General features: G+C 63.4%; 12 protein-coding genes and 2 riboswitches. Of the genes, 2 read left to right on the top strand and 10 right to left on the bottom strand.

Annotated elements, in window-relative coordinates; all coding sequences use genetic code 11:
- Positions 1-12 precede the first annotated feature (12 nt).
- Positions 13-2,889, bottom strand: coding sequence for a ribonucleoside-diphosphate reductase subunit alpha (locus AC5ZG1_RS25060; RefSeq protein WP_496134358.1), 2,877 nt, complete (start codon positions 2,887-2,889; stop codon positions 13-15).
- Between the two features lie 114 nt (positions 2,890-3,003).
- Positions 3,004-3,222: riboswitch (cobalamin riboswitch) on the bottom strand.
- Between the two features lie 132 nt (positions 3,223-3,354).
- Positions 3,355-3,555: riboswitch (cobalamin riboswitch) on the top strand.
- A 107-nt stretch (positions 3,556-3,662) separates the two neighbouring features.
- On the opposite strand from AC5ZG1_RS25060, the gene metE reads away from it, so the two are divergent.
- A complete protein-coding gene (gene metE / locus AC5ZG1_RS25055) occupies positions 3,663-5,993 on the top strand; it encodes a 5-methyltetrahydropteroyltriglutamate--homocysteine S-methyltransferase (RefSeq protein WP_496134383.1) in 2,331 nt (776 codons plus the stop codon).
- Positions 5,994-6,043: 50 nt separating this feature from the next.
- Positions 6,044-6,241, top strand: coding sequence for a hypothetical protein (locus AC5ZG1_RS25050; protein ID WP_028163661.1), 198 nt, complete (start codon positions 6,044-6,046; stop codon positions 6,239-6,241).
- Positions 6,242-6,490: 249 nt separating this feature from the next.
- Here AC5ZG1_RS25050 and ftsH read toward each other — a convergent pair whose 3' ends face one another.
- The 9 genes from ftsH to AC5ZG1_RS25005 form a co-directional block, all read right to left on the bottom strand.
- Positions 6,491-8,413, bottom strand: coding sequence for an ATP-dependent zinc metalloprotease FtsH (gene ftsH, locus AC5ZG1_RS25045; RefSeq protein ID WP_496134357.1), 1,923 nt, complete (start codon positions 8,411-8,413; stop codon positions 6,491-6,493).
- A 261-nt stretch (positions 8,414-8,674) separates the two neighbouring features.
- Entirely contained in the window at positions 8,675-9,697 is a 1,023-nt protein-coding gene (gene tilS / locus AC5ZG1_RS25040; RefSeq protein WP_496134382.1) for a tRNA lysidine(34) synthetase TilS, read from the bottom strand.
- A gap of 46 nt (positions 9,698-9,743) precedes the next feature.
- On the bottom strand, positions 9,744-10,808 hold the full coding sequence (gene ybgF, locus AC5ZG1_RS25035) for a tol-pal system protein YbgF (protein ID WP_496134356.1): 1,065 nt from the start codon (positions 10,806-10,808) through the stop codon (positions 9,744-9,746).
- 137 nt (positions 10,809-10,945) lie between these two features.
- Positions 10,946-11,437, bottom strand: coding sequence for a peptidoglycan-associated lipoprotein Pal (gene pal / locus AC5ZG1_RS25030; protein ID WP_028163665.1), 492 nt, complete (start codon positions 11,435-11,437; stop codon positions 10,946-10,948).
- 274 nt (positions 11,438-11,711) lie between these two features.
- Positions 11,712-12,449 carry an N-acyl amino acid synthase FeeM domain-containing protein gene (locus tag AC5ZG1_RS25025; protein WP_130230745.1) on the bottom strand — a complete coding sequence of 246 codons (738 nt, stop codon included), beginning with the start codon at positions 12,447-12,449 and terminating at the stop codon, positions 11,712-11,714.
- Positions 12,450-12,641: 192 nt separating this feature from the next.
- On the bottom strand, positions 12,642-14,969 hold the full coding sequence (locus AC5ZG1_RS25020; RefSeq protein ID WP_496134381.1) for a putative bifunctional diguanylate cyclase/phosphodiesterase: 2,328 nt from the start codon (positions 14,967-14,969) through the stop codon (positions 12,642-12,644).
- 186 nt (positions 14,970-15,155) lie between these two features.
- Entirely contained in the window at positions 15,156-16,448 is a 1,293-nt protein-coding gene (tolB, locus tag AC5ZG1_RS25015; protein ID WP_496134380.1) for a Tol-Pal system beta propeller repeat protein TolB, read from the bottom strand.
- A 110-nt stretch (positions 16,449-16,558) separates the two neighbouring features.
- The gene (tolA, locus tag AC5ZG1_RS25010; protein ID WP_496134379.1) at positions 16,559-17,539 is read right to left on the bottom strand and encodes a cell envelope integrity protein TolA; all 981 of its coding nucleotides are present in this window, start codon (positions 17,537-17,539) and stop codon (positions 16,559-16,561) included.
- Positions 17,540-17,580: 41 nt separating this feature from the next.
- A complete protein-coding gene (locus AC5ZG1_RS25005) occupies positions 17,581-18,054 on the bottom strand; it encodes a biopolymer transporter ExbD (RefSeq protein ID WP_028163670.1) in 474 nt (157 codons plus the stop codon).
- Between the last annotated feature and the right edge of the window lie 9 nt (positions 18,055-18,063).

Below are 18,063 nucleotides of genomic sequence, written 5' to 3'. Positions count from 1 at the left end.
TTATTCCGCTGCTCACTGGCAGGCTTCACATTCGGGATTGTCGATCGAGCACGCGATTGCGCCGGACAAGTCCGGTGCGCTGGACATCGCAGGAGCTACGCTGACTGCGTTGAGCTTGCCGTCGGTGCCCTTCAGCGTCGACTTCTCGACATGGGTGGCGCTGCGCGAGCGCAGGTAATAGGTCGTCTTGAGGCCGCGCTGCCAGGCCAGGCGATACAGCGCATCGAGTTTCTTGCCGGAGGGGTTGGCGATATAGAGGTTGAGCGACTGCGACTGGTCGATCCATTTCTGCCGCCGCGCCGCCGCCTCGATCAGCCAGGCGCTGTCGATCTCGAACGCGGTCGCATAGAGCGCCTTGAGATCATCAGAGATACGGTCGATCGCACCTAAGCTGCCATCGAAATATTTGAGATCACTGACCATCACCTCGTCCCACAAGCCGCGCGCCTTGAGGTCGCGGACCAGGAAGGCGTTCACGACGGTGAAATCGCCGGACATGTTGGATTTGACATAGAGGTTCTGGTAGGCGGGCTCGATCGACTGCGCCACGCCGCAGATGTTGGAGATGGTCGCCGTCGGCGCGATCGCCATCACATTGGAATTGCGCATGCCGACCGTCTTGACGCGCTCGCGCAGGCCGTCCCAGTCCAATGTGCGCGAGCGGTCCATCGCGACGTCACCGCGCGCTTCCGCCAGCAGCTCGATCGAATCGATCGGCAGGATGCCCCGGCTCCACAGCGATCCCTCGAACGATGGGTAACGACCGCGCTCGGCGGCGAGATCGACGGAAGCCGAGATCGCGTGATAAGCGATCGCCTCCATGCTGCTATCGGCGAAGGCGACAGCCGCGTCGGACGCAAGCGGAATCCGCAGCACCTGCAGCGCATCCTGGAATCCCATCAACCCGAGGCCGACCGGCCGATGCCGCAGGTTGGAGCGCCGCGCCTCGGGAATGGTGTAGAAATTGATGTCGATGACGTTGTCGAGCATGCGCATCGCGGTCGCGACCGTCCGCTTCAGCCTGGCCGTATCGAGCCCGCGCTCGCCGACGTGATTGAGCAGGTTGATCGAGCCGAGATTGCAGACCGCGGTCTCCTCGTCCGAAGTGTTGAGCGTGATCTCGGTGCAGAGATTGGAGGAATGGATCACGCCGGCGTGGCGCTGCGGTGAGCGCAAATTGCAGGGGTCCTTGAAGGTGATCCAGGGATGCCCGGTCTCGAACAGCATGGTCAGCATCTTGCGCCAGAGATCAACGGCACGGATCTTCTTGAATACCCGCATCTCGCCGCGCGCGGCCTTGTCTTCATAGGACGCGTAGCGCTCGGCAAAGGCCTTGCCGTAGAGATCGTGCAGATCGGGCGTCTCGTCCGGCGAGAACAGCGTCCATTCGCCGTCGGCCTCGACGCGCTGCATGAAGAGATCAGGCACCCAGTTGGCGGTATTCATGTCGTGGGTGCGGCGGCGGTCGTCGCCGGTGTTCTTGCGCAGGTCGAGGAATTCTTCGACGTCGATATGCCAGGTCTCGATATAGGCACAGACCGCGCCCTTGCGTTTTCCGCCCTGGTTGACGGCAATCGCGGTGTCGTTGGCGACTTTAAGGAACGGCACGACGCCCTGGCTCTCGCCATTGGTGCCCTTGATATGGGCGCCCAGCCCGCGCACCCGCGTCCAGTCATTGCCGAGGCCGCCGGAATACTTGGCGAGCAGCGCATTGTCCTTGATCGACTTGAAGATGCCGTCGAGATCGTCGGGAACGGTGGTGAGGAAGCAGGACGACAATTGCGGCCGCAGCGTGCCGGAATTGAAGAGCGTCGGCGTCGACGCCATGAAGTCGAAGGAGGACAGGAGATTGTAGAACTCGATCGCGCGCGCCTCCCGGTCGATCTCGCGCAGTGCAAGCCCCATGGCGACGCGCATGAAGAACGCTTGCGGCAATTCAATCCGGTGGCCGCGGACATGCAGGAAATAGCGATCATAAAGCGTCTGCAGCCCTAAGAACTGGAACGCAAGATCGCGCTCCGGCTTCAGTGCCGCGGCCAGCTTGTTCAGGTCGAAGCGGCCGAGTTCGGGATCGAGCAATTCGGCGCTGATGCCGGTCTTGATATAGGCCGGAAAATATTCGCCATAGCGCACCGCCATGTCCGCCTGCGACGCTTTCGTTGGCGCGCCCTGCACGAAGGACAGCACTTCAGTGCGGAGCTTGTCGAGCAAGAGGCGCGCGCTGACATAGGCGTAGTTCGGCTCCTGCTCGACCAGCGTACGCGCCGCCATCACGCTGGCGAGCGCGAGTTCCTCCTGGCTGATGCCGTCATAGAGATTGCGCTGGATTTCCCCGACGACAGGCGCAGCGTCGACACCGTCGAGCCCCGCGCAGGCCTCGCCGACGATCATCGCCAGCCGCGCATGGTCGAGCGGCACCTTGCTGCCGTCCGCGAGCGTGACGTGGACGATTGGCCCGCTCGATGCCGTTGCGGATTTAGTTGCCTGCTGTTCGGCGCGCTGCCGCGCCCGCTCCTCGCGATAGAGCACATAGGCGCGCGCCACCTTGTGATGGCCGCTGCGCATCAATGCCAGTTCAACCTGGTCCTGGATGTCCTCGATATGAAAGGTGCGGCCTTCGCTCATCCGGCGCGACAGCGCGCCGACGACTTCGGCGGTCAATTCCTCGACCGCTTCGTGCACGCGGCGCGACGCAGCCGCCGTATTCCCCTCGACCGCAAGGAAGGCCTTGGTCATCGCCACCGAGATCTTACCGGCATCGAATTGCGACACCGCGCCATTGCGGCGAATCACCTGCATCGGCAGCCGTGCTTCCGGCGCCGCGATTGATTCGGGGCGCAGGTGGATGAGAGGTGACGCGGTGGTTTCGCGATCGAGAGAGAGTGACATCTTGCAGACCCCGTGATGTTGCTGGGGCCGGATGCCGGAGGCGACGCTGCGTGATGATGCCGGCGGCGTACCGGCATGAGCCTGCAAGCGGCCGCCGGGACACCCCGCCCGTGGACGTTATTTGCTGTCGCGGCAGGTCTCCTGGCTCGCAGGTCGGCGTCACTCCCCGTCTTCCCAATGCGATGCCGCATCAGTGACGTCTAAAATCGGGAGCAACTCACTGCTTACAGTTGCGGGGGCAGCGCTGGATTCTCGCGAGAAAGGCGCGATCACCAGCTTCCCTCTTAGCCACCATTCCTTGCGTTATGATGGACCGTGACAGCTACATCTGGTGCGATTTGGGGAATGGTGTCAATGGGACGTATGGGCGAAGCGCAAAAATTCCGGTCGATACCGTTGGCGCTGTGAACAACCGGCTCCACGCGCACGTGATGTCAGCCGAGTTGACGTTCGCGCGATCTTGCCAGTAAGTGAACGCGTCGTGGTTCTTCGGAGAGATCTTTTCCGGAGCTAAGAGGGAAGCCGGTGTAAAGCCGGAGCTGCCCCCGCAACTGTAAGCGGCGAGCCGCGGTCCACAATTGCCACTGAAGCCTGCAAAGCTTCGGGAAGGCCGGACCGCAGCAACGACCCGCGAGCCAGGAGACCTGCCTCGACAACATACACGTCCTCGGGCGGGGTGTCCCGGTGGTGCGGTTGCGATTCCGTGCGCACCTCGCGCAGGGAATCCAGACGTGTCACTACGGCCTTTGCCCCCAACTCATGGGGTTAAGCCAATATCTTCCACTTCACTTGTTGTTGCGTCCCTCGGCACGCCGCGGATCGGTCCGCGCCGTGAACTGAAATTCGCGCTGGAACGCTTCTGGTCCGGCGCGTCAGACGAAAAGACGCTGATCGAAACCGGCGTCGGGCTGCGCGCGGCCAATTGGGCGCGGCAGAAGAAGCTCGGTATCACCGTGATCCCGTCGAACGATTTCTCGTTCTACGATCAGGTGCTCGACACCTGCGCAATGGTCGGCGCTATCCCGGAAAGCTATGGCTGGACCGGCGGCGCGGTGCCGCTTGCGACCTACTTCGCGATGGCGCGTGGCGCCAAGGCCGACGCGCATGACGAGGCCTGCGGACATGCCCATCACGCACATGGCGTGGCGGCGCTCGAAATGACGAAATGGTTCGACACCAACTATCACTACATGGTGCCGGAGCTTCGCAAGAACCAGTATTTTGCACTCTCATCGCGCAAGCCGATCGAAGAGTATGAGGAGGCGAAGGCGCTGGGTTATCAGACCCGCCCCGTGCTGGTCGGCCCGGTCACGTTCCTGAAACTGGCCAAGTCCAAGGAACCGCATTTCGACACGCTGTCGCTGCTCGACAGGCTCCTGCCGGTCTATATCGAACTATTGCGCGAACTCGCTGCCCGCGGTGCGGAATGGGTGCAGATCGACGAGCCCTGTCTCGTGCTTGATCTGGACGCCGCCGCGCAGCAAGCCCTACGGCGCGCCTATTCCGAAATCGCCAAAGCGGTGCCGGACATCAGGATCATGCTGGCGACCTATTTCGGCGGGCTCGGCGGCAATCGTGCGGTCGCGTTTGATCTTCCGGTCGCCGGCCTGCATCTCGATCTCGTGCGCGCGCCCCAGCAGCTCGGCGAGCTCATCGACGTTCCGAAAGAACGGGTGCTGTCGCTCGGCGTGATCGACGGCCGCAACGTCTGGCGCGCAGATCTGAGCCGGATCCTCGATCAGCTTGGGCCCGTCGTCGCAAAGCTCGGCAAGGAGCGCATTCAGATCGCGCCATCCTGCTCGCTGCTTCATGTACCCATCGATCTCGCCCTGGAAACCAAGCTCGATCCCGAGGTGAAGACCTGGCTTTCATTCTCGGTGCAGAAGCTCGAAGAGCTTGCCGCGCTGGGCGCGGCGCTTGGAAGTGGCCGGGCCCATGCGTCCGAAGCGATCCGAGCGTCCGATGCCGCCGCGGCCGCGCGCAAGACCTCACCGCGGATTCACGATGCCAAGGTTGCCCGGCGTCTCGCCGCCATCGATGGCGGCATGCGCCATCGTGCCAGCCGGTTCGCCGAGCGTGCCGAGGTGCAGCGCGAGCGGTTCAATCTGCCACGCTTCCCGACCACGACCATCGGCTCCTTCCCGCAGACAACCGATGTCAGAAACGCACGCGCCGCACATGCCAATGGCGCACTCAGCGATACCGCATACAAGACCTATCTGCAGCATCAGACCGCGCGCGCCATCCGTTGGCAGGAGAATATCGGGCTCGACGTCCTGGTCCATGGCGAGTTCGAGCGCAACGACATGGTGCAGTATTTTGGCGAGCAGCTTTCCGGCTTCGCCTTCACCGAGCTCGGCTGGGTGCAGTCCTATGGCTCGCGCTGCGTCCGGCCGCCGATCCTCTATGGCGACGTCTCACGACCGCAGCCGATGACGGTCGAATGGTGGCAATTCGCGCAGTCACTGACGGCAAAGCCGGTGAAGGCGATGTTGACCGGCCCCGTGACCATCCTGAACTGGTCCTTCGTCCGCGATGACCTGCCGCGCAGCGACGTGTGCCGACAGATCGCGCTCGCGATCCGCGATGAGGTGCTCGATCTCGAGATGGCCGGCGCCGGCATGATCCAGATCGACGAAGCAGCACTGCGGGAAGGCCTGCCGCTGCGCAGGTCGGAATGGAAGACCTATCTCGATTGGGCGGTCGATAGTTTCCGCATCTGTTCCTCCGGCGTGCAGGACGAGACCCAGATCCACACCCATATGTGCTACTCCGAGTTCAACGACATCATCGACGCCATCGCGGCGATGGACGCCGATGTCATTTCGATCGAGACCTCGCGCTCGAAAATGGAATTGCTCGACGCCTTCCGGAACTACCGCTACCCGAACGAAATCGGTCCCGGCGTCTACGATATCCATTCACCGCGCGTGCCTGACATTGGCGAGATCACCGACCTCCTCAAGCTCGCAAGAGAGCGGCTCTCCGACGCGCAGATCTGGATCAACCCCGACTGCGGCTTGAAGACCCGCAAGTGGGAAGAGGTGCGCCCGGCGCTCGCCAACATGGTCGCCGCCGCCCGCGAATTGCGGTCGCTTGGCTAGACAGCGCCGCCCCGTCTCTTATCCTGCGGCGGCTCGAAGAGGAGAACGCCATGCGCTTCTGGATTCAATGCACAAGGTTCGAGACGGAGCAGCCCATTCACATCAATATCGCGCTCGTCGGCAGCATGTGGCGCGACGGCGAGCGCACCGTACTCGCCTTCGTCGGTGGCGATGGCGAGAGGATTGAGGTCGTCGAGACACCGGAGCAGATGTTGGACCGGCATCTCGGCACGCCCGGGACCGCATGACGATATGCAGGCGGTTGCAACATCATTGCGAAGAAGGACCCATAACCACAGGCGTTTACAGTGTGCTCCGCTACAACGGCTTGCTCGCGCCACGACAGCCGCCTGTGGAATGAGTCCCGGGCCCCAGCTACGCCCAAGGGGCTTCGCCGCGGCACGCAAGCCCGGGACGACGATGGAGTGTGGAGCAATCGCCAAAGCAAAAGCCCGGCACTAGGCCGGGCTTCTGTACGTCTTGCTCTCTGATCGCGCTTACGCCTGCGGCTGCGGCTCCAGGCCGGGCTCCGGATCCGGGCGCGGACGCGACTTGCCGGCAGGCGGCACGGCGGAGGCACGTGGCGTGGTCGGCTCGAGCACGGACTCGCGGTTCGGCTTCTTACCCTTCAAGAGATCAACGATCTCGTCGCCGGTCAGCGTCTCGAACTCGAGCAGGCCTTTCGCCAGTGCTTCGAGATCGGCGCGCTTCTCGGTGAGGATTCGCGTCGCCTCGTTGTAGCCTTCCTCGACCAGGCGCTTGATCTCGGAGTCGATCTTCTGGACTGTCGCCTCCGAGGCGTTCTGGGTGCGCGACACCGACATGCCCAGGAACACTTCATCCTGGTTCTCGCCATAGGAGACGGTGCCGAGCTGTTCCGACAGGCCCCAGCGGGTCACCATCATGCGCGCCAGACGTGTCGCCTGCTCGATGTCGGAGGCCGCGCCCGAGGTGACCTTCTCGCGGCCGAACACCAGTTCTTCCGCGACGCGTCCGCCCATCATGATCGCGAGACGCGAGGTCATCTGCTCCAGCGACATCGACAGTTTGTCGCGCTCCGGCAATTGCATGACCATGCCGAGTGCACGGCCGCGCGGAATGATGGTCGCCTTGTGGATCGGGTCGGTGGCGACGACGTTGAGGCCGACGATCGCGTGGCCGCCTTCGTGATAGGCGGTCAGAAGCTTCTCTTCCTCGGTCATAACGAGCGACTTGCGCTCGGCGCCCATCATCACCTTGTCCTTGGCCTCTTCGAACTCGGCCTGCGTCACCATCCGCTTGTTACGGCGGGCGGCGGTCAGCGCGGCCTCGTTGACGAGGTTCATCAAGTCGGCACCCGAAAAGCCCGGGGTGCCGCGTGCGATGGTCTTCAGGTTGATATCGGGCGCCAGCGGCACCTTGCGGACGTGAACCTTCAGGATCTGCTCGCGGCCGACGACGTCAGGGTTCGGCACCACGACCTGACGGTCGAAGCGGCCGGGCCGCAGCAGCGCCGGATCGAGCACGTCGGGCCGGTTGGTGGCGGCGATCAGGATCACGCCCTCATTGGCCTCGAAGCCGTCCATCTCGACCAGCAACTGGTTCAGCGTCTGCTCGCGCTCGTCATTGCCGCCGCCGAGGCCGGCGCCACGATGGCGGCCGACCGCGTCGATTTCGTCGATGAAGATGATGCAAGGCGCGTTCTTCTTCGCCTGCTCGAACATGTCGCGCACGCGCGATGCACCGACGCCGACGAACATCTCGACGAAGTCAGAGCCGGAAATGGTGAAGAACGGCACGTTGGCTTCGCCCGCGACCGCACGCGCGATCAGCGTCTTACCGGTGCCGGGAGGGCCGACCAGCAACACGCCGCGCGGAATGCGTCCGCCCAAACGCTGGAATTTGCCGGGGTCGCGCAGGAATTCGACGATCTCCTGCAGGTCCTGCTTGGCCTCGTCGACGCCGGCGACGTCCTCGAACGTCACCCGGCCATGCGCCTCTGTCAGCATCTTGGCGCGCGACTTGCCGAAGCCCATCGCCTTGCCGGCGCCGCCCTGCATCTGCCGCGACAGGAAGATCCACACGCCGATCAGCGCGATGAAGGGAAGCCAGGAGACCAGGAGCGAAACGAACCACGGCACGTTGTCGCCCGGCGGCTTCGCGGTGATCTGCACCTTGCCGTCATAGAGGCGCTTCACCAGCGTCGGATCGTTCGGCGCATAGGTCTGGAAGCTCGAGCCGTTGGTGAAGGTGCCATGGATTTCCGGCCCCTGGATCACGACGTCACGGACATGGCCCTGGTCGACTTCGCTGAGGAGCTGCGAGAACGAGATGTCCTGCGAGGACGCGCGCTGACCCGGGTTCTGGAAGAGCGTAAACAACGCCAACAGCAGCAAGACGATAATGACCCAGAGGGCGAAATTCCGCAGATTGGCGTTCATTGATCTTCCTTCGTGGTCGCGCGGATCGCGGCCTCAAAACTATCCTCGGGCGGCCTCAGGCAGGGCACTTCAGGATATCCCTGGGAATCCCCCTTAGCGACTGCATACAATTTAGGTGCCACGGGAGTATATGCCAAGGGAACTGCACAGGACTATTTAGCGCATCCTAGCCCGATTCCCGGTCAAATAATGGCGCAAAGATCCGGGTTTTTCGGGGGTAGTTAAGCGGATATGATGGGAATTTTCCTATTCGCCTGAATATCAGCGGGCCCGGCTCCTGCGCGGCGGTGCCGGCTCGACCCGGATCCGCCCATTGGCGAGCCCAATGACCGCGCCGGCGAGCGTCTGCTTCAGCTTGCCCGCCCTCTGCGTCACCGCCTGATCGAGTGCGGCCAGCAGGGCCTCGATCTTGCCCAGTTCGGCCGGCCCCTCATGGCCCACGCGGTCGATCGCGCGCTTGAGCAGGCGCAGCCGGACCTCCTCGGGAAGGGCCACAAAGGCCCCGGCATCGAATCCGGGGCGCGCCGCATTGCCATCGCGCAGCGCAAGGTAACGCTCGGCACCATCAGCCAGCACTTCCACCGCGGCATTGGCCCGAGCGAGCCGCGCTGCCAGCCGCGCCAGGTTCCGGGCAGCGCCGCCCTCTGCAGCCAGTGCCGGCATCAGCGCGCGCAGCCGCGGACGCGTGAACGCAGTGTCACGATTGGTCGGATCGACCGCATAACCGATCCTGGCTTTCTCCAGGGTAGCGATCAGCCGCGCCTTTGGAACAGCGAGCAGCGGCCGCGCCAATCTCACCCCTTCGCGCTCGGTCTCGCGCGCCATCGCGGCGAGGCCGGCGATGCCGCTGCCGCGCAGCAGCCGCATCAGAAGCGTTTCGGCCTGGTCGTCGCGGGTGTGGGCCGTGAGGATATGCGTCGCCCCGCTCGCGCGGGCCGCTTCGGCCAGCAGGCGATAGCGCGCCTCGCGTGCCGCCTCCGGCAGGCCGCTGTTCGGCTTGGTCCCGGTCCAGCGCAACGTCCGATGGGGCAGATCGAGCGTGCCCGCAAGGCGCTTGACCTCACGCGCTTCGCGCGCGGCCTCCCGGCGCAGGCCGTGGTCGACAGTGACTGCAATCAGCCGCGGCCCCTGCTTCAGTGTCCGGCGCCAGCGCACCGCGAGCCACATCAACGCCACCGAGTCGGGACCGCCGGACACGGCCAGAACAATCGCTGGCGCGCGCTTCCAGTCGTCTAACAGACGTTTGGCTTCGGTCGCGGAAATCGCGCTGCTGTCATCGGACATGGCGGTGCCATTGGTCGCGGAGCCGATCGGCTCCTGCGTCACCGGTTTAGCACTTGATCCGCTTCTGCTCACGATCGACGGCAGCTTTGACGCCCGTGGAAGCCCGCGGATATTTCCGCGTCACTTCGCCGAGCGCGGCGCAGGCGGCTTCCTTCTCCTTCAGCGCCGCCAGTGATTGGCCAAGCCGCAGCAGTGCGTCCGGCGCCTTGGCCGACTTGTCGAACTTCGTGGTCACGCCGAGGAAGGACTCGGCGGCGTCACGATACTGCTGACGCTGAAAGTAGCTCTCGCCGAGCCAATATTGCGCATCCGGGATCAAGGGGTCGCTCGGATATTTCTGCGAGAAATTCCGCATGGTTTCCTCGGCGAGCGCATAGTCCCTGCGCTGCATATAGCCGATGCCAAGATCGAACTCGTCCTTCGATGTCGCCGATGGCGGCAAGGTGGTCAGTGCGGCGGTGGCGGCACCCCCCGCCGGTGCGCCGGCATTGCGTGGGCTGGTGTTGCCGAGGTCGAGCGGTTCGCCGGCGCTACGTCCGCCGGTCGCGCCGACCGCAGCATCCGGTGACATCGGCATCTGGCCGCCGCCGAGTGCGCGCGGCGCCCCCGGGGCGTTCGGGTTCTGGTTGGGATCGAAGGCATCGCCACGGCCGCGGCGCCCTCCCGCCGCTGGCGCTGCCGGCTCCTGAACGATTGGAGCGGGAGCTGCGATCTGGGTCTGGTCGTAGCCGCCCTGCGATTGCCTGTAACCCGGCTGCGGTTGCCCATAGCCCTGTTGCGGCTGTCCATAGGACGGCTGGCCGCCTTGCGGCGGGTAGGACTGTGCAGGCTGTGCGGCCGGAGGCATGGCGGCGACGCCGGGCTGGGCAGCCTGGGGCTGGCCGCCGGGGCCGGACGGCGCAGCGCCGAGCTGACGCAGGCGCTCCTCCAACTGGCGGTTACGATACTGCAGTTCCTCGTTCTGGCCGGTCAGCTGCCGAAGCTGGTTCTCCAGGTGCTGGACCCGCATTTCGAGGTCGGCATCGTCGGATTGTGCGAAGGCCGGTGCGGAAATGGCCAGTCCCGCGGCAACCGCCGCGGCGCGTGCAACTGTAAGAAATCTGGATGACATCTTGCCCTGACGACGAAAATCGACGCGGAACCACACTGAGGCAGGGAGTACGCCGGAATTGTGACTGAAGCAAATCAACGTTCAAACAAAACCGGCGCCTCTCGGCGCCGGCGGCAAATCGCAGAGTTTTCGAAAGCTCACGAACTCGCGTTCAGCACCGTCACGGCGCGGCGGTTCTGCGACCAGCAGGAGATGTCGTTGCAGACCGCCACCGGACGTTCCTTGCCGTAGGAGATGGTGCGCATCCGGCTCGGATCGATGCCGCGCGAGGCGAGATAGGAGCGAACCGCCTGGGCGCGACGCGCACCGAGCGCGATATTGTATTCACGTGTGCCGCGCTCGTCGGCATGGCCTTCGATGGTAAAGCTGTAACGGTTGTAGCTCTGCAGCCACTGCGCCTGCTTGTCCAGGGTCGCGATCGCCTGCGGGGTCAGGTCGGTCTGGTCGCTCTCGAAGAAAACACGGTCGCCGACGTTCACGACGAAATCCTGCTGGCTGCCCGGGGTCGCCGCGTTCGCCATCGCGCCATCGGCGCCGAGATTATTCTTGGCGCATGCACCCATCGATAGCGCGACCGCCACCACCGCGGCGAGCTTCAATCCCTGGAGGATTCGCATCTGATATTTCATTCCCGGAGCCTCCACGCTCACGTTCTCGAACTCTCATCCGATCTACAGGGCGATGGTTAAGCGAACGTTCCGTCAACCTTGATGGGACCTTGCCAGACCCGATCAAATGCGGACGAACGGCGAAAAGCGCCCCCGATGGTTAATGGGTTGTAAATGTGGCGCGAGGGTGAAGACAAGCGCGGAGGCCGCCGGAATCGCCGATTTCCCGGCTTTACCGGGAAGAATCGGCGCAGAGTGCGGGACTTCAGCGACAGTTCGGGCGAAGCCGGACTATTCAGGAACTTGGAACGATCGACGCTTGCGCGAAGGAGGGCCGGACATCAGTGGTACCAGATTGACCCCGCCCCCGCTCGAACAGCATCCTTCGTTCGAACGCGCTCGAGCGCAGGAACGGATAGCGGGCGAGCACCCGCTCAGACACGTTCGGCAGGTGTGCGGCCATCAATCCGACCGGCTTGACCAGGCCCGGATAGAGGCGGGGCTGGGACCAGACCTCGTGCAGGAATACCCGACGGTAGAACGCCATGTGCTCGGCACGAACGATGGCCAACCCGTAGTCCGCATTGAAGTGAACGCCGGCAGTCGACCCGAGCCGCACCGTGACATAAGGCAGTTCCGGAAAATTCCGCGCCTTTTCAGGGTCGGCGACAAAGCGCGTTGAATCGATGAAGACGAGGCCCTGATCGAGCTTGGGATGAAGCACGTCGCCGAACAGCTCAACTGAGGGCGACATCCGCCACTCGGACGTCAGCACGCTGATCCGGATAGAGCTGTAGAGTTCGCCGTGAACGTACACGCCAAACGTCCAGGCGTTCGGAGCGTCCTCATATTGATCGACGACGCGCTCGTCGGCCGAAGGCTGGATTGCGCCTTCACGGAGATAGGCGCGATAGCGGAGTCGGTAGATCTCGTCCTTTTCCTCAGGGGTCTCGGCGAGACGGTAATCGACTCGATCCAGCGGGTCCGCAAGCCGTCCTGTAGCCGGCTTGATGGCTTCGGCTGCGGACCTCATGGGCTACTCCAAAAAACTATCACCAGCACACACAACTTTTGCGCGCGGTAAACCTTTACGCGCATTTGAATAAATTAACAGCTTCTTAACTGGTGTGCAAAGCGATCGCGGCATTACGGTTAACCGCTACGCGCACGGCTTGTACGCCGACCATGCGTCGGTACGCCGGTAAGACTACGGTATCGGGTGATCTCAGGCGATCGAACGCGAGGCAACCACGAACGGCTGATCGTCGGTATGGCGGCTGTGGGAAGCCTTCAACAACTGGCGGATGCGCACCGCAGGAACGGGGCGGCTGAATAGATAGCCCTGCGCCTCGGTGACCGCACCATCGGCGCCGACCAGCTCGAGCTGCTCGTTGGTCTCGATGCCCTCGACCACGACCAACATGCCGAGATCGGCCGACAGCCGCGCCACGCCGCGCAGCAGCGTCAGCGGGCGGTCGGTATCGATACCTTCGAGGAACGAGCGGTCGATCTTGACCTTCTGCAAGGGGAAGTTGTGCAGATAGCTCAGACTCGAATAGCCGGTGCCGAAATCGTCGAGCGAGATCCGTACACCCAGCGCATGCAGCTGCGACAGCACGTCGTGCGTCACTTGCGTATTGCGCAACAGTGAGGACTCGGTGATCTCGATCTCAAGACGTCGCGCTGGCAGGCCCGAAACCTCCAGCGCATAGCGGACCTCGCTCAGCACGTCGCGCTGATGGAACTGCTGCGGCGACAAATTGACCGCGACGCTGACGGATTCGGGCCAGGTCATGCATTCCATACAGGCCTTGCGTAGAATCCAGCGGCCGAGATCGACGATCAACCCCATGTCCTCCGCTACCGGAATGATCTCGATCGGAGAGACCGTGCCGCGCACCGGATGATTCCAGCGCAATAGCGCCTCGCAGGTCGTGATCCTGCCGGTCTTGAGATTGACCAGCGGCTGGTAATAGAGCTCGAACTCCTCGTTCGCCAGCGCCTTGCGCAGGTCGAGCTCGAGGATGCGGCGCGCTTCGACGATCTGGGCCATCTCGTCGCGGAAAAAGCAGAACGTGCCGCGCCCGTCAGCCTTGGCGCGATAGAGTGCCATATCGGCGTTCTTCAAAAGCGTGTCGGCGCTGACGCCCGGCGAGGTCATGGCGATGCCGACGCTGGCCCCGATCTCGACCAGGTGATTGTGAATCTTGTAGCGCTCGCTCAGCCGATCGACGATGCGACGTGCAAGGCTGGCCGCATCCTCATGTGATTTGATGTCCTGCTGGAACACCACGAACTCGTCGCCGCCGAAGCGCGCCACGAAATCTTCCGGCCGCAGCATTTCGCGGAGCCGGCCGGCTACCGCGCAGAGGAGCTGGTCGCCGCAGGGATGGCCGAGCGTGTCGTTGACCTGTTTGAATTGGTCGAGGTCGATGAACAGCAGGGCCGACAGTTGCGCGGCGCCCTGCTGGCCGGCTAGGAGGCGACCGATCTCGTCCCGGAAATGGACACGGTTGGGCAACGCCGTGAGTTCGTCGTAGCGCGCCAGATGGTTGATCCTGGCCTCTGCATTGCGCCGCTCAGTGATGTCCTGCAGCAGCGCGACGGCGCCACCGCCGGTCATCGGCTGGAACGTCCAGGACAGCGCGCGGCCGCGCGTGGCGTCCGGATCGTTGGTAACCATGTCCCGCGTCTCGGTGTGTTCGATCTCGGCGAGAATCTTCCTGCCACTTGCATCGGAGATCGAACCGGAGCTGACGCAGGCTGCGATGATGTCGGCCGCGCTGGCGCCGCGCTGCACCAGATCTTCCGACAACTGCATCATCTCGCTAAAGCGATGATTCATGACGGCCAGCCGGCCATCGGCGCGGAACATGCACAGGCCGTGCGGCATGTTGTTCAGCGCGGTGTCAAACTGGCTAGCCAGCGCGGCCTCGCGCTCGCCCGCCACCAACGCCTGCACGAAGATCCGCTGCAAGTTGGTCGATATCTGTTTCAGGGCGAGGAAGAACACCGCGGCCACGATCGCCATCCCGATATAGTAAGGCGTTCCCTTCATCGCGAGCGCGATCGAGGTCGGACCACAGGCGAGCGCGATCTGGACATGGAATATCCATGGCCGGCCGTAGGTGCGGCCCGCGCCGGCCGCCACATAGCCTGTTGTGACGGACAGGCAGATCATGTGCGCGACCGCATCGTCGCTGCCGAGCAGCGTGACCGTACACCAGACGCCGAGCGCGATCGCATAGGCCATCGCGCCGATCTGATAGCGGACATCCCAGCGCGCCACCTCCTCGGTGGTCAGGACCGACCTGCGCGACATGTACCAGTGCATGTCGACCGCGCGGGCGGCGCCGGTGATCACCAGCAGTGCGACACAGGGCCAGAGCCAGAGCAGCTGCGTCTTCATGGCGGTCAGCACTGCCGCCATTGCCACCAGCGCAGCACCGGCGAACAGGGGCGCCGGATTCTGGAACAGCGAATCGATCAGTGCCGCGTAGATCGACGGCGACACCTTCTGGTCGGAATCCGCGCTCTGGTTGGCGAGCTGCATGCTGCTCATACACGTCCTGTTGTAACGTGCAGTTTTACCCGGCGCTGATGAAGTCTTTCTGAGGGAATATCGTTACCAAGACCTTGTTTCGAGTTTTATTCAGAAGAAATCCTCTTTTAGTTTCAATGGACTGGGAAAAATTTTCCGGTTAACGGGAATGGTTACCCGCTTAAGCCCCCCGGCAATTTACGACAATAGCGGCGACCACGCCGGATCGGACGCGAAGCCCGGCGTCGGCACACGCAGTTCGTTGCGGCCGGAAACGTCGACGGTGAAGAGCGACGGTCCCTGGCCGGGATCGCGGAAGAACATCACGACGCGCCCGTTCGGCGCAAAAGTCGGCCCCTCATTGTGATAGCCCGAGGTCAGGATCCGCTCGCCCGAGCCATCGGGCTTCATGATGCCGATTGCGAACTGGCCGCCGCCCTGCCTGGTGAACGCGATGTAGTCGCCGCGCGGCGACCACACCGGCGTCGAGTAGCTGCCGTCGCCAAAGGAGATGCGTTGCGCCTGCCCGCCATTTGTCGCCATCACATAGATCTGCGGCTTGCCGCCACGATCGGACTCGAAGCAGATACGCGTTCCGTCGGGTGCAAAAGATGGCGAGGTGTCGATCGCCGGCGTGTCGGTCAGCCGCGTCATCGATTTCGAACGCAGATCCATCACGAACAGATTGGAGTTGCCGCCCTGCTGCAGGCTCATGATGATGCGCTGGCCGTCCGGCGAGAACCGCGGCGAGAACGACATGCCCGGGAAATTGCCGACGATCTCGCGCTGGCCGGTCTCGATGTTAAGCAGATAGACCCGCGGGTCGCCCTGCCCGAACTCCATATAGGTGATTTCCTGGGTCGATGGCGAAAAGCGCGGGGTGAGCACGAGGTCCGAGCCACGGGTCAGATAGCGCACATTGGCGCCGTCCTGGTCCATCAGCGCGAGCCGCTTGACGCGGCGCTCCTTCGATCCGGTCTCGTCGACGAAGACGATGCGGGTATCGAAATAGCCCTTCTCGCCGGTCAGCCGCTCATAGATCTGGTCGGAGATGATGTGCGCGATGCGCCGCCAATATTCGGCCGAGGTATCGTATTGCTGGCCGGCGAGCTGCTGGCCGGTATTGACGTCCCAGAGGCGGAATTCCGCCTTCACGCGCCCGTTGTTCTGCCGGGTCATGCGTCCGGTGACCAGCGCCTGCGCGTTGACCGACTTCCAGTTCTGGAAGTTCGGTGCGGCGTCGATGTTGATGTTCTTCTCGAGATAGGCGGCCTGGTCGATCGGCGCGAACAGGCCCGATCGCTTGAGATTGTTGGTGATGACCTGGGTGACGCCGGCGCCAACTTCAGTATCTCCAGGTGTGCCAGGCGTGAAATTCGGGATCGCGATCGGCAGCGGCGCGAATTCGCCATCGGGAATCGGCACGCGCTTGGGGCCTCCTTGCGCGAATGCGCCACGCGGCGCGGCGGCAATGGTGCCGAGCGCGGCCATGCCGGAAATGATCTGGCGGCGGCTCGGACGGAAAAACGTCTCAAACGATTTATTCTGATCGGTCATCGTTGGCGAACTTTGCTTCATGGGACCTCGAGCGCACATCGCGCTCAGGTCTTTCGTTCGGTGAACACGGGCGAAAAATATTTCCATTCGTCGAAGAAGGCCGCCGGCAGATTGTACGGCTGGCATTCGATGATCGCGCGCAACGCGCTCTCCTGATAGACGCGCAAATAAGGCGTCGACGGCGTGCCTTCCGGCACGGGCATGCCCTCGAGCGTGCCGTCGCGCTTCAGGCGGATCACGAAGGCGGCTTCCGTCTGCTGCGCCTCGATGCCGCCATAGGGCTTCTTCCAGCACCGCTCCACCTGGCTCTTGAACATCGCGCCCCAGGTCGCCGAATTGTCGGCGGCCTTGCCATGGGCAAGGCCGAGCGCTGCGTTGGAATTGAGCGTATCGCCGGCTGCCGCCTGGCGCGTCGGATCGCGCTTGTCGAGGAGCGCTGCGATCTTCGACTGGTCGAACACGCGCTCCTTCAGCTTCTGCTCCGGCGGCGGCTTGGCAGCCTGCTGTTGCGGCTTCGGCGGCGGCTTCTTCTCTTCCTTCTTGATCGCCTCGGCAATCGGATCGGGCTTCACGGGGTCCGGCTTCTTCTCGGCCTGCTTCGGCTCCGGCTTTGGCTCTTCCTTCTTCGCCTCTTCCTTTTTCGGCTCTTCCTTGGGCTTGGTCTCTGCAACCGGCTTCGGCGGGTCGGGCTTCTTTTCGACCGGCTTCTCTTCCACCTTCGGGGTCGGCGGCGGGGCGGTGTCGGTGACGATGGGCGGCTTCTTGTCCTCGATCTTGCCGACGGCGTCGTCGACCGGCTTGGCCTCGGCGACCTTCTCGACGAGCGGTTTCGGATTTTCCTTCTTGCCGGTCCTCTGGCCAGCCATCACATGGGCAAGCTGGTCGGAAGAAATGACGTCGACAGCGACGGTCTCCTCGTCCGGCAGGACATAGGCCTTGGACGAAAACGACACGAGGCCCCATCCCAGCACGAGCACGTGCAGGGCGATCGATGCCACCAGTGTCTTGTCGACCTTGACCTTCAATTTTCCCTGCAACTTACCCTGCTCTGCCACAGCTTAAGATCTCAAGATCCCCCCTCCGGGATGATGACGATGTTGGCCTTGAAGCCGGCGGTGCGAATCTGGCCCAGGAGCTTCATCATATCCGTGTAACAGACGTCCTTGTCCCCGCGCAGATATACCACGGCATCGTTATCCGACCGGGTCTCCCGGATAGCCTTGATTTTGGGCAAGAGGTCGGCAGCCGAGATCGGGGCGTCCCCGAGATAGAGTTCCACGTTCGAATTGCAACTCCCGCCGGTGCGCTTGACCGACAGCGTCAAGGGCGGGGTGTTCTGGGCAATAGACTTGCCGCCGCTCGCGATCGGCAGGTCGATGTCGATATTCGACGTCATCAAGGGCGCTGCGACCATGAAGATGATGAGCAGCACCAGCATCACGTCGACCATCGGCGTGACGTTGATTTCCGCCATCACGGCGGCGCGGCGCCGGCCACGGCGGCCACCGCCGCCCGACGAACCCGCCATGCTCATCGCCATGGCCTAAAA

Source organism: Bradyrhizobium sp. Leo78, assembly GCF_059512425.1.
The sequence above is the reverse complement of the archived record's forward strand: the minus strand, read 5'-3'. Positions and strand labels throughout refer to the sequence as shown.